Annotated in this window: 9 protein-coding genes; 6 read left to right on the top strand and 3 right to left on the bottom strand. The window is 69.5% G+C overall.

The genetic code is table 11. From position 1 onward, the window contains the following. Window positions 1–263 precede the first annotated feature (263 nt). Window positions 264–1,508 carry a CapA family protein gene (locus ACWD02_RS13935; RefSeq protein ID WP_451208928.1) on the top strand — a complete coding sequence of 415 codons (1,245 nt, stop codon included), beginning with the start codon at window positions 264–266 and terminating at the stop codon, window positions 1,506–1,508. 79 nt (window positions 1,509–1,587) lie between these two features. On the opposite strand, the gene ACWD02_RS13930 is transcribed toward ACWD02_RS13935, so the two are convergent. After that, window positions 1,588–4,509 carry a glycoside hydrolase domain-containing protein gene (locus ACWD02_RS13930; protein ID WP_451208925.1) on the bottom strand — a complete coding sequence of 974 codons (2,922 nt, stop codon included), beginning with the start codon at window positions 4,507–4,509 and terminating at the stop codon, window positions 1,588–1,590. Window positions 4,510–4,604: 95 nt separating this feature from the next. Between ACWD02_RS13930 and ACWD02_RS13925 the strand changes: the two genes are divergently transcribed. The 4 genes from ACWD02_RS13925 to ACWD02_RS13910 all read left to right on the top strand — a co-directional run bounded on the left by ACWD02_RS13925 (window position 4,605) and on the right by ACWD02_RS13910 (window position 9,507). Continuing rightward, entirely contained in the window at window positions 4,605–5,747 is a 1,143-nt protein-coding gene (locus ACWD02_RS13925) for an ROK family protein (RefSeq protein ID WP_451208922.1), read from the top strand. Window positions 5,748–5,899: 152 nt separating this feature from the next. Beyond that, window positions 5,900–6,913 (top strand): ABC transporter permease, encoded by a 1,014-nt coding sequence (locus ACWD02_RS13920; RefSeq protein WP_451208920.1) that lies wholly within the window; start codon window positions 5,900–5,902, stop codon window positions 6,911–6,913. Continuing rightward, window positions 6,910–7,833, top strand: coding sequence for a carbohydrate ABC transporter permease (locus tag ACWD02_RS13915; protein ID WP_451208917.1), 924 nt, complete (start codon window positions 6,910–6,912; stop codon window positions 7,831–7,833). Before ACWD02_RS13920 ends, ACWD02_RS13915 begins: the two co-directional genes overlap by 4 nt. Window positions 7,834–7,878: 45 nt before the next feature. Beyond that, window positions 7,879–9,507: an extracellular solute-binding protein gene (locus ACWD02_RS13910; RefSeq protein ID WP_451208915.1), complete on the top strand. Its 1,629-nt coding sequence runs from the start codon at window positions 7,879–7,881 to the stop codon at window positions 9,505–9,507. A 9-nt stretch (window positions 9,508–9,516) separates the two neighbouring features. Here ACWD02_RS13910 and ACWD02_RS13905 read toward each other — a convergent pair whose 3' ends face one another. Together ACWD02_RS13905 and ACWD02_RS13900 are read right to left on the bottom strand one after the other, a co-directional pair. Continuing rightward, entirely contained in the window at window positions 9,517–10,941 is a 1,425-nt protein-coding gene (locus ACWD02_RS13905; RefSeq protein ID WP_451208912.1) for an amino acid permease, read from the bottom strand. A gap of 123 nt (window positions 10,942–11,064) precedes the next feature. Next, entirely contained in the window at window positions 11,065–11,526 is a 462-nt protein-coding gene (locus ACWD02_RS13900; RefSeq protein ID WP_365815199.1) for a universal stress protein, read from the bottom strand. 174 nt (window positions 11,527–11,700) lie between these two features. On the opposite strand from ACWD02_RS13900, the gene ACWD02_RS13895 reads away from it, so the two are divergent. Next, window positions 11,701–12,546 (top strand): polysaccharide deacetylase family protein, encoded by an 846-nt coding sequence (locus ACWD02_RS13895; protein WP_451208909.1) that lies wholly within the window; start codon window positions 11,701–11,703, stop codon window positions 12,544–12,546. Window positions 12,547–12,578: the final 32 nt, after the last annotated feature.

Below are 12,578 nucleotides of genomic sequence, written 5' to 3'. Positions count from 1 at the left end.
CGCGTCGCCGGCCTCTGGCCCCCAATCCGGAACACGGATGAGGACAGCCGATTACCCGAAGGGGCCTCCGAGCAAGGCGCTTTACGGAGGCTTGACCCAGCCCTCGGTTTCGTCGCAGGTCGGGGCCCCTCTGTTCTTCGTGTCACATGGCCGGATGATTTAAGTCCGTTTCGGGGACTATGACGGCATTGCTGCTTGACTCGGCATTGTGTCCGAATGTGGATTCGTTTCGCCGAATATCCCCCATTCACGGAGCATGGTCGATGACGCAGCGCACACCCCAGGGAACAGCCCTTCTGGCCGCGGCAATGATCGGAGCCACTCTCGCCGGGACCGCCGCCTGCACGGCGAATACCGAGCCCGCACAGGAGCGGAATACGGAGCAGCGCGGCGAAAGACAGCGGGAAGACACCCAAGGCGGTAATCGGGATGCTCCGCCCCCCGCCCCGTCGGCGGCCGGTGGCGGCCAGGACGCCCCGCGCGCCTTCACGCTCGTCGCCTCCGGGGACGTGCTCCCGCACTCCTCGATCATCAACAGGGCCAATGCCGACGCGGGCGGCAGCGGCTACGACTTCGTGCCGATGCTCAAGGGCGTCAAACCCGTCGTCGCCAAGGCGGACCTGGCGATCTGTCACATGGAGACGATCTACGGCGAGAACGGCGACTACACCGGCTACCCCAGCTTCAAGTCCCCGCCCCAGATCGCCCGTGCCCTCGCGGCCACCGGCTACGACGCCTGCTCCACCGCCTCCAACCACACGCTCGACGACGGCGCGGCGGGGGTGAGCCGGACTCTCGGCGCGCTCGACAAGGCAGGCGTCAAGCACGCGGGTTCGGGCCGTACGGCCGCCGAGGGCAGGTCGCCCGCCTGGCTGCGGGCGGGCGGCGCGAAGGTGGCGCAGCTCGCGTACACGTACGGCACGAACGGCGCCCCGATGCCCCAGGGCAAGCCCTGGACGGTCAACCTCATGGAGCGCGAGCGCATCATCGCCGACGCACGGGACGCGCGGAAGGCCGGCGCGGATGTGGTCGTCGTCTCGGTGCACTGGGGCACGGAGTGGCAGGACGCCCCCGACGCCCGCCAGCTGAGCCTCGGCAGACAGCTCACGGCGTCAAGCTCGGGCGGCCGCCCGGACATCGACCTGATCCTGGGCACCCACGCACACGTCCCGCAGGCCTACGAGAAGGTCAACGGGACCTGGGTCCTCTACGGCATGGGCGACCAGATCGCGGGCGACATGATCAACCACGAGGGCGCGAACGACCCGCGGGGCAACCAAGGCACCCTCGGCCGCTTCACGTTCGCCCCGCCCGCTGCCCCCGGCGGCCGCTGGGAGGTCAAGAAGGCCGAGTTCATTCCCCAGTGGTTCAACACGGCCACGGGTCGTGTGACCAACCTGAACGAGGCGCTGGAGCGCGGCGAGGGCGTCGCGGACATCCGCGACCGGATCCGCGGCATCGTCCTGAGCCGGGGGGCGGGGAAGGACGGCCTGCTGATGGGCAAGTAGCCGGGCTTCCCCACCTGGCAGCCCCTGCCGTGTGTGGCCGGACCGATGGCCGGTCGCGGCCACACCCCCGGCAGGCGTCTCACCCGAGCCGCACGAGCCACCCCCGCCCCGGCTCCACGCGTATCGTCTCACTCGCGGCGAATTTTCGCTCCTGCTGGAAACCCTCGATCGCGGGAGCGTAGGCGGCGACGGGCCCCGAAGCCGTTTCGAGGACGACGTCCACGGGCTCACCGGCCCACGAGGCGAGTGCCGTCACGGTCCCTCCGGGCCCTTCCCACGTGGTGGCGAGTACATCGTCCCGCCCGGTCCGCACGGGAGGCGCGTCGGTGGCCCACCACCCCGTCATCTCCGCCTCCGGGAGCCGAAGTTGGTCGAAGGCGTGCCACAGCGGCCGTGCGTCCGTCATGGGCGCCCGCGCGGTCATCCCGAAGACCAGCCCGCGCCAGGGATTGCCGCCGCCCTCCAGCATCTCGCCCATGAGGCCGAAGGGGATGCCCGAGATCTCGACGAGCCAGTACGCGGGATCGGCTCCGGCGCCTCCGTCCGCGCCCTCGTAGTCGAAGAGCTCACCCAGCCAGAGCCGGTCGACGTAGGGCAGCAGCTCCGCGTAGAGATTGGCGCTGGAGGCGAACCCGTCCGGCTCGCGGTACTGGTTGCAGGAGTGCAGGTCGACCAGGGGTGGCCGCTCGCCGGAAGCGGACAGCGCCTTGCGGACCCGCTTCATGGTCGTGCGGTCGTACGCCACGTCGTCGAGGTAGAGCCCGTCGACGCCGACCACCCTCCGCAGCCGCTCGACGCCGCTCACATAGGAGTTGTGCCACCGCGAGTCGCCGGAGGTGACGACCGCGACGTCCCCCACGTCGGGCGCCACCCACCCGGGCACGTAGTCCCCGCCCAGATGCTCCCGCAGCCAGGCGTGCCCGCCCCCGGGACCCGGTGCGAAGATCTCGTCGCCCAGTGAGGCGAGCACCGCCAACTCCGGCGTGTGACGCGTCAGTTCACGCACGGTGTCGTACACCTTGACCTGGATTCCGAGCCGGTGCGCCTCCTCGGTGTAGGAGCGCAGGGCGTCCGCGCCCAGGAGCGGGTCGTTGATGTACGGGTTGGGCGGTGTGGCGTGGTGCAGATTGGCGACGTTCGCGCCGTACCCGGCGATCTCCGTGGGAGACGCGTACGCGTGGAAGTAGCGCTCGGAGAGCTGCCGCGCCGGGTCGAGCGGCTTGAACGGGGTCAGGAGGAGCCGGAACTCGAAGCAACGGCTCTCGCCCGCGTGCAGCGTGAGCGGGCCGCTGAACGCGCTGAGGCCGCGCACACCGTCGCTCGTGCGCAGCCGTACCCCGCCCGCCCCGTCGCCGGCCCAGGAGCGCGGGGTGCGCAACGGCTTCTCGCGGTAGTAGTTGGTGTTGAGCGGCCGCGCGTAGTGCTCGTCGCGCAGGCTCAGCTGGAGCCCCGCTGCCGGATCGCCGAGCCAGAAGGCGTCCTGGTTGCGGGTGGGCGTGTCCCACCCCCAGTCGTATGTCGCCGGGCACGCACGGCCCGTCAGACCGAGCCCCATCGCGTACCGCGCGATCTCTTCGCGCACCGGCACGTCCAGCGTCACGTCGAGTTCGGTGTCGGCCGTGGCCTCGACGGTGGCGCGCACAACGAGGAAACCGTCGGCCTCCAACTCGCCCTCGGTGCGCAGGAGTACGTCCTGTCCCGCGGCCCGTGAGGACCAGCGGACCCGCGCGGGGCCCGGCCGGTCCAGGCTGAGCGGCCCGTGTTCCAGGGGGCGGCCGAGGTCCAGGGTGACGGGAGCGGCGAGCAGGTCGCGCGGCGGTCCGTCGACGCGTGTGACGCTCGGCGTGAAGGTGGACACCAGCCGCCGGGGGAGTCCCTCCGGGCCGAGCTCGACCGTGCGGCCGAGCAGCGTCAGCCGCTGTCCGCCGTCCGTGGCGGCCACCTCGACCGGGGTGAACGGCGCCACCGGCTCGTCGTCCTGCGCGAGCGTCGAGTCCAGCCAGGCCAGCCGGGCGAGCCGCCATGGTTCACCGGCGCCGCCGTCGGGGACGGCGTCCCGGCCGACGGTGATGCGCAGCGGCAGCACGCGCTCCGGCACACCGGACGCGCGGACGGCGATCTCCCCTTCGTACAGGCCGGGTTGAGCCTCCTCGGGCACCTCCACGCCGAACCACAGCGCTCCCGCGCGCGACTTGCCGACCGCGACGCGCCGCTCGAAGGACCGGCCGCGCGCGTCGATGCCGCCGGTGCTGAGGCACCGTACGGAGAAGGGGAGCCCGCGGATCTCGCCGCGTAGGTCCGTCAGCTCCTGGAGCGCGTACACGCCGACCTGCACCGCGTGGAACTCCCCGCGGTCCGCCGTGACGTCGAGCGGGGAGAAGGGGGCGGCCAGTGCCCAGCGTGCGGGCAGTCGTTCGTAGCGGCCGAGCGGGTGGGTACGGTCCTCGCCGAACAGGAGCAACTGAGCATCGCTATGGGCCTGTTCGAGACGGGCGCATTCGTCGTCCGTGGCCGCGAAGCCGAGCGGCGCGAAGGAGTCGACCGCGCTCGCCGCTTCGTAGCCGAACGCGTGGGCGCGGGGCAGCTTCTCCCACCCGTCGGCGCCGTGCAGGCCGCACCGGTGCACCCAGCCGGGGTCCGCCGTCCGCGTCGGGGGCCGGTAGGCGGCCTGCGGATAGTAGGGCTTGCCGCCGTGTGCGTACGGGAGATAGTGCACGGCGTAGCTGCCGGGGCCGTCCACCGGCTCGAAGGCGATGCGCCCCCGCTCGGCCGTGGCGTCGACCGTGACGGTGTTGCGCACGCGCTCCCCGGACGGCCCGATCACGATCACGTCCACCGCGCCGGGGTCAGGGTCCTGGCGCCGCCACGGGAGTTCGGCCGCGACGGCGGGCGCCGCGGTGTCGGAGGTGTCCGCGCGCACGAGAAGCCGGTGGTTACCGTAGACATCGCTGTCCCAGGAGCCGATTCCGCACGCAAGCTCCGGATGACCAGTCTCACCCATCTGTGCTCCCCCAAGGGCGCTATTTAGCAGGTAAGTTTCTCAATCGCTCCGGGTCACACTGGAGATCAACCGATCGCGCTGTCAAGGGGGATGCCTTGAATAGGCAGGACATGAGCGGGGACCCGTCGCTGCTGCGCCGCCTCAACGCGGCCGCCGCTCTGCGCGTGCTGCGCGAGCGCGACGAGATCACCGTGCCCGAACTGGCGGGGCTCATCGGTGTGTCGCGGCCCACGGCCCAGGACCTCACCGCCCAGCTCCTGCGCGAGGGCCGCTTGGTGGAGCTGACGCCGGGCAGCGGCAGCGTGGGCCGGCCGGCCCGCAGATTCCGCTTCCGGGCGGAGGCCGCCCACGTCCTGGGCGTGGACATCGGCGCGCACAAGATCCTGGTGCACGCCGCCGACCTGCTCGGCCGCACGGTGGCCACCCAGCGCGTCGCCGTCACGCCCGAACTCCCGGCACGGCAGCGCCTCGACGCCGTTCGCGAGGCGATCGCGGGCTGCCTGGCCCAACCCGCCGCGGCGAACGTGCGCCCGCTGGCGACCGGCGTCGGCACCAGCGGCATGGTGGACGCCGCGGGCCGGGTGGTGGAGAGCGATTCGCTGCCCCAGTGGACGGGCCTCGACCTCACCCGCGAACTCGCCGACCCGGCCCACGGACCCGTCGTCGTGGGCAACGACATCCAGCTCGCCACCCTCGCCGAGTGCACCGGGGGAGTGTCGGTGGGCGCGGGCGACTGCGTGTACCTGTACGTCGGCAACCGGCTCGGCATCGGCCTGTGGCTCCGCGGCGAGCTGCACCGCGGGCACCGCGGCGCGGCGGGGGAGATGGTCGCGGGAGACGGCTGGGAGCGGTGCTACCAGCGGCTCCTCGACTGGTTCGCGGGGCACCAGGGCGCGGACAGGCCCACCCGCGAGAACGCCGCCCGCGCGGTGGTGACCGCGGCGGCCGCGGGTGACGGCGGAGCCAGGTACACCCTGCGCGCCTTCGCCGAGGCACTGGCCGACAGCCTGGCCCGCCACGTCGCCGTACTCGACCCGCAGTCCGTCGTGCTCGGCGGCGGCATCTCCCGGGCGGGCGCCCTGCTCAGCGAACCGTTCGCGGCGCGGCTCGGCGCTCTGTGCCCCTACCGGCCGACGGTCCAAACCTCCGTACTCGGCGAGGAATCCACCGCAATCGGGGCAGCTCGCCTCGCACTGGAACACATCGAGCACGCCGAGCAGAAAAGTCCAACTCTCTAGGACCGGAAGGTGGTTGACGGGCGGGAGTCACGCTTCGATGATGTGGCTCTCTTTCGGCAAGTTGGCTTCTTAATTGGCCGGCTCTCGACGGCCGTCCCGGCTGTCGGCTGCCACTTTTCTGTTCCGTCGTGCCGCCAGGCCAGGGAGTACGTGTGACATCCCCAGCAACGCGACGCAGGCCACGAGCCGCGTCGCCGCCACCGTCCGGGTCAGCTCCGAAGCCGGGTCCGCAGTCTCCCGGGCCGCCGCACCACCGCCGCGTCCCGCTCCGCGTCCGCCTGCGGAACAACTGGGTGATGCTCGCCCTCATGGCCCCCGGCCTGCTCTTCTTCCTGCTCTTCTTCTACGTGCCGATGCTCGGCAACGTCATCGCCTTCCAGGACTACCAGCCCTTCATCGGCTTCAAGGAAAGCCCCATGGTGGGCCTGGCCAACTTCCAGGAGCTCTTCGCCGACCCGGCGTTCTGGGAGGCGGTCCGCAACACCCTCGCCTTCGCCGCACTCCAGCTGATTTTCTTCTTCCCGGCACCGCTGGCCCTCGCCCTGCTCATCAACAGCCTGGTCAGCCCGCGCATCAAGAAGTTCGTGCAGAGCGTCGTCTATCTGCCGCACTTCATCTCCTGGGTCCTGGTCGTCGCGCTCTTCCAGCAAGTGCTGGGCGGAGCGGGCCTGTTCAGCAACTACCTGCGCGACCACGGCATGTCCGCCCTGGACGTGATGACCGACCCCAGCACCTTCTCCCTCCTCATCACCGGCCAGGTGATCTGGAAGGACATCGGCTGGGGCATGATCATTTACCTCGCGGCCCTCGCGAGCGTCGACCAGAGCCTGTACGAGTCGGCGGCCGTCGACGGCGCCGGACGATGGCGCCGCATGTGGCACGTCACCCTGCCCGCCGTACGCGGCGTCACGATCATGCTGCTCGTGCTGCGCCTCGGTGACGTCCTGTCCGTGGGCTTCGAGCAGTTCCTGCTCCAGCGCGATGCGGTCGGGGCCCGCGCCTCGGAAGTCCTGGACACCTACATCTACTACCACGGCGTCGTCTACGGCGACTGGGGCGTCGGCGCCGCCGCGGGCCTGGTCAAGGGCGTCGTCGGGGCCCTGATGATCTACGGCGCCAACAAGGTCGCCCACGCCTTCGGAGAGCACGGGGTGTACAGCAAATGAGCAGCTTCGGATTTCCCCTGCGCTCGCCGCGCACCCGCGAGGAGCGGCCCGCCTGGGAAGAGCCGCCCACGAGGATCGGCTCGACCGCCAAGGCCGTCGTCATCACCGTCATCTGCGCCGTGATGATCCTGCCCTTCCTCACGGTCCTCTCCACCAGCCTCGCCTCCCGCGAGGAGATCACCGAGGCGGGCGGCTTCGTCCTCTTCCCCACGGACCCGACCCTGGAGGCGTACCGCACCATCCTCTCCGGCGGCATCGTCTCGCGGGCCGTCGTCGTCAGCGTCCTGATCACCCTCGTCGGCACGGCACTCTCGCTCCTGACGACGATCGCGCTCGCCTACGGCCTCAGCAAGCGCGGCGTCCCCGGCAGCAAGCCGATCCTCCTGATGGTGCTCTTCACGCTGCTCTTCGTGCCGGGCATGGTGCCGATGTACGTGGTGGTCAAGGAGCTCGGACTCCTCGACTCCTACTGGTCGTTGATCCTCCCCGTCATGATCAACGCCTTCAATCTCGTCGTCCTGCGGGCGTTCTTCATGAACATCCCCGAGGAGCTCTACCAGGCAGCCCGGATCGACGGCGCGGGCGACTGGCGGATCCTGACCCGCATCGTGCTTCCGCTCTCCAAGGGCGTCGTGGCCGTCGTCGGCCTCTTCTACGCGGTGACGTACTGGAACGCGTTCTTCAACGCCATGCTCTACCTCAACGACTCGGGCAAGTGGCCCATCCAGCTGGTCCTGCGCACCTACGTCGTCCAGGGCAAGTCCATCTCGGGCGACCAGCTCGGCGTCAGCCACATGCCGCCCCAGCAGTCGATCTCCATGGCCGTGGTCATGATCGCGCTCATCCCGATCCTGCTGCTCTTCCCGTTCCTGCAGAAGTACTTCACCAAGGGCGTGCTCACCGGCGCCATCAAGGGCTGACCTTCCCGTTCCCTGAACCCCTTTGCGGAGATTCCCATGACAGGCATGTCCCGACGCACTTTCCTCAGTCTCTCCACGGCCGTCGCGGCGGGCGCCGCCGCCACCTCGCTGACGGGCTGCGGCTCGGGCGCGAAGAAGACGGGTGAGGCGGCATCGGCGAAGGTCAAGCTGCCTTCGTACGTCCCCTTCACCAAGATCAAGCCCGATCTCCCGCCGGACGCGAAGGGCCTGTCGGCGGGTTTCCTCTCGTACCCCAAGGACCTGGTGCGCAGCGTCCCGAAGACCCCCGGCGACGGTTCGAAGATCACGGTGCTCACCGAGATCTGGACCCAGCCGCCTGCCCCGGCGGGCTCCAACGCCCACTGGAAGAAGGTGAACAAGGAACTCGGCGTCGACCTGGAAGCGATCCTGGGCACCGACCCCGGATACGAGGAGAAGTTCTCCGCCGTCATCGCGGGCGGCGATCTGCCGGACCTGCTGTGGATACCCCCGAACCAGGGCATCCAGCACATCGCCGAACTGCTCGAGGCCAAGTGCGCGGACATCACGGAGTACGTCTCCGGGGACGCGGTGAAGGACTACCCGAACCTCGCCGCGATGACCCCCGCGCACTGGAAGACAGCCGTCGTCAACGGCAAGATCTGGGGCGCCCCCAGCCCGTACCCCGCCTTTGGACAGGTCTACGGCGGCAACCCGAGGATCTGGGAGAAGGCGGACGGCTTCTCGGCGAGCAGCCCCGAGGAGTTCCTCGCCAAATGCAAGGAGGTCACCGGCGGCAAGGTCTGGGCCCTCGAACCGATCTACGTCAACGCCGCCAGCGTGATGAGCCAGTGCTTCGGCGCCCCCAACAAGTGGCGGCAGAACAAGGACGGTTCGCTCACCTGGTTCCAGGAGACCGACGAGTACACCGAAGCCCTCGGCTTCGTCCTGAAGCTGAAGAAGGCAGGGGTCTTCTACCCCGGAAACCCCAAGATGGCGGACGCGAACACCAAGCTGGCACAGGGCTCGATCGGCGCCACCGTCCACGCCAACCCCTTCAACGCGCGTCGTGACATCCGCGTCCAGGACCCCGCCCTGGCCACCGAGATCCTGATCCCGTTCGGCGTGGGCGGCAAGAAGCCCAAGCACCACTACCACCTGGGCACGATCGGCTACACCGCCATCAAGAAGGGCGACGAGAAGCGCGTACGCATGCTGCTCCGGGTGCTCGACTACCTGGCCGCGCCCTTCGGCAGCACCGAGCGCGAGTTCCTCGAGTTCGGCACGGAGGGCGAGGACTTCACGTACGACAAGAACGGTTTCCCGGAGCGGTCCAAGCAGGGCAAGCAGCAGGTCGAGGGCCTGTTCAGCGGACTGACCACGGCGACCACCTCACCCTTCGCGCTGGTCGCCTCAGCGTTCCCGGGCGCCGCCCGTGCGCAGGACGTCAAGGACGTGTACGCCGCCGAGCAGAAGCTCATCGAGACCGCCGTCCAGAACCCCGTCGTCGGCCACTACTCCGACGCGTACACCCAGCACTACGGCCGCATGTCGACGGAGGCGACCGACCTGGTCAACGACATCGTCAGCGGCCGCAAGAAGCTGAGCGAGTGGAAGCCCTTCTGGGCGGAGTGGAAGAACAAGGGTCTGGAGCAGATGGCCCGGGAATTCCAGAAGTCCATCGAGAGCGCCTGAGCAACGCCGTCAGGGAGCGCGGTCGAGCTTCGCCAGCTCCGACTTCCGGTACGAGTACCCGAAGTACACGATGAGGCCGACCGCGAACCACACCGCGAACCGCGCCCACGTCTGCCACTGGAGGAACGTGATCAGCCAGATGGAGAAGACGACCCCGATGGCGGGCACCACCGGCATTCCGGGGCAGCGGAACGTACGCGGCAGATCGGGCTGCTTGTAGCGCAGCACGATCACCGCGATGCACACCACGACGAAGGCCAACAGGATGCCGATGTTGGTCAGTTCGGCCGCCTCGCCGATCGGCAGGAACCCGGCGATGGCGGCCGAGGCGAACCCGACGATCCACGTCACCCGCGTCGGCACGTGGCGGGTCTTGTGCGTCTTGGCGAACCACTTCGGCAGCAGTCCGTCACGCGACATGCTGAACCAGACGCGGGTGACGCCGAGCATGAAGGTGAACATCACGGTGAGGATGCCGATGATCGCGCCGACCGCGATGACGTCGGCGAGACCGCCGAGGCCCACCGACTTGAAGGCGGTGGAGAACCCGCTCTCCGGGTCGATGTCCTTGTAGCTCTGCATGCCCGTCAGGACGAGGCAGGCCAGGACGTACAGCACCATCGAGATCGCAAGCGAGTAGAGGATCGCCTTCGGCATGTGGCGCTGGGCGTCCTTGGACTCCTCGGCGGCGGTGCTCATCGCGTCGTACCCGAACACGGCGAAGAAGACCGTGGCCGCTCCCGTGAAAGCCCCGCTGACGCCGAAGGGGAAGAACGGCTTGTAGTTGCCCGTGTTGATGTGGAAGAACCCGACCGCGATCACCACGAGAACGACGATGACCTTGAGGACGACCACGACCATCTCGAAGCGCGCCGCGTTCTTGATGCCGAGCGTCAGCAGATAGGCGATGAGCAGACACAGCACCGCGGCGAACAGGTCCACCTTGTGGCCGTCGCCCGTGCCGGGTGCGCCCAGCATCCAGTCGGGGAGCTGCGCGCCCATGTCGTTGAGCAGGAAGTTGAAGTAGCCGGAGATGCCGATCGCGACCACCGCCACGATCGCCGTGTACTCCAGGAGCAGGTCCCAGCCGATGAACCAGCCGGTGAGCTCGCCGAGCACCACATAGCCGTAGGTGTACGCCGATCCCGCCTTCGGGATCAGGCCCGCGAACTCGGCGTACGAGAAGGCTGCCGCCGCGCTCGCGATCCCGGCGATGAGGAAGGAGACGAGGACGGCAGGACCGGCCGTGCCGTTGGCGACCGTCCCGGCGAGGGTGAAGATGCCGGCGCCGATGATGCCGCCGACGCCGATCGCGGTGAGCTGCCAGAGACCGAGCGAGCGGGAGAGCCCGCCACCTGCTCCCTCTTCGGTCTCGTCGATGTGTTCGATGGGCTTACGGCGCAGAACGCCGTGCCCCATCCGGAGTCCCGCCATGAGCTCCACCTTTTCGCTGACGGCAGTCGGCTGATGGCGGATCATGATGGCGCAGGCGCGTGCGTGACGGAAGACGCCACACCCTTCATATGTCTGAGGGTTCAGCAGTCCGGGGGCCGGGGGCTACGGCACCACGGTGACGGGCCAGCGGCCCGCCTTGACGAGACGTACCGCGACCGAGCCGACGATCCGGTGGCCCGCCTGCTCGGAGGCGCCGACGATCACGGCGTCGGCCTTGAGGTCGTCCGCCGCGGTGACCAGGCCGCTGTAGGGATCGCCGCGGAAGGTGTGGAACTCCCAGCGCACGTCGAATATGTCCTTCACCCGCTCGGCCGACTCACGGATCTCGGCGATCAGTCCCTCGGCGATCTCGTCGGTCGTCTCGGCCACCGGAGCGCCGAGGGCGGCGCCCGCGGCCATCACCGGCTGGATGTAGACGACGGCGAGCAGGGCGCGCTGCCGTCGCGCGAGGCCCCCGGCATAGGCGGCGGCCCGGAGCGAGGAGTCCGATCCGTCGACACCGACGACGATCACCTTCGGGCCGTCGGTGCCGCGTTCGAACTGGTGGGAGTGGTCTTCAGTCACAGCCGAGAGGTTAACGGAGAGCCCGATTCCTGATGACGGCGCCCACGGCCGGGAAAAGGGCTCCGCTGATCCTCTCTTGTCCCCTCGTGTCCTCGCTGGTCCCATCGGGTGCTTTCGTGGCCCGCAGTGGTGTTGCTGTCCGGCGTCCGCCTTCCGCCATGCGACGGATTAGTAATGAAAAAGGATCAAATGACGCCAGGGCGCCGCGCACTTCTGCGCGGCGCCGCTGTCTTCGGTCTGGTCGCGACCGCCGGGTGCGCGGGCACGGAGCGCAAGCCCACACCAGGGCCCACGGCCTCCGGTGGCTCGGCGGCCGGCGGCCCGCCCGCCGCGCGCGCCCTCAAGCCCTCCGCGTACCGCCTCCAGCCCATGGCGGGCAACGGTCCGCCGCGCGCCGCGCGCGCCCTGCCCCGCGTCCGCAAGGCACCGATCCTGCGCATGGACGGGCAGGGCCGCAGCATGTTCCTGACGTTCGACGACGGCCCCGACCCGCGCTACACGCCGGGCATCCTGAGCACCCTGCGCAAGTACGACGTCCGCGCGACGTTCTTCGTCTGCGGTGAGATGGCAGTCGACAACAAGGACCTGCTGCGCCAGATGGCCGACGACGGACACCTGATCGGCAACCACACCTGGACGCACCCGCTCCTTCCGAAGATGAGCCGGAGCGCGATGCGCGAGGAGATCGAGCGCACCTGCGAGGTCGTGGAGGAAGCGGTGGGCGAACCCCCCGCCTGGTTCCGCGCCCCCTACGGCGCCTGGAACCGCAACGCCTTCCAACTGGGCGCCGACCTCGGCATGGAGCCGCTCGCCTGGACCGTGGACACCCTGGACTGGACCGAGCCGGGCACGGGCACGATCATCCGGCGGGTACGGGCCGGTGCGGGGCCCGGAGTCGTGGTCCTCTCGCACGACGCGGGCGGCGACCGTTCACAGAGCGTCGCGGCCCTGCGGACGTACCTGCCGGAGCTGATCGACGGGGGCTACCGGATCACGGTGCCGAGCCGCCACGAAACGTAGAAAAAATATTCCGCCCGCCAGCCCGCCAGCCC

This window comes from Streptomyces sp. NPDC002853 (assembly GCF_053591915.1).
This window is presented reverse-complemented; position numbering and strand designations above follow the sequence as displayed.

What these genes read in the sequence shown, in the direction of transcription:
- ACWD02_RS13935 (WP_451208928.1), top strand. Translation starts at nt 264, where the DNA reads ATGACGCAGCGCACACCCCAGGGAACAGCCCTTCTGGCCGCGGCAATG.
- ACWD02_RS13930 (WP_451208925.1), bottom strand. Translation starts at nt 4,509, where the DNA reads ATGGGTGAGACTGGTCATCCGGAGCTTGCGTGCGGAATCGGCTCCTGG.
- ACWD02_RS13915 (WP_451208917.1), top strand. Translation starts at nt 6,910, where the DNA reads ATGAGCAGCTTCGGATTTCCCCTGCGCTCGCCGCGCACCCGCGAGGAG.
- ACWD02_RS13910 (WP_451208915.1), top strand. Translation starts at nt 7,879, where the DNA reads ATGTCCCGACGCACTTTCCTCAGTCTCTCCACGGCCGTCGCGGCGGGC.
- ACWD02_RS13905 (WP_451208912.1), bottom strand. Translation starts at nt 10,941, where the DNA reads ATGGCGGGACTCCGGATGGGGCACGGCGTTCTGCGCCGTAAGCCCATC.
- ACWD02_RS13895 (WP_451208909.1), top strand. Translation starts at nt 11,701, where the DNA reads ATGAAAAAGGATCAAATGACGCCAGGGCGCCGCGCACTTCTGCGCGGC.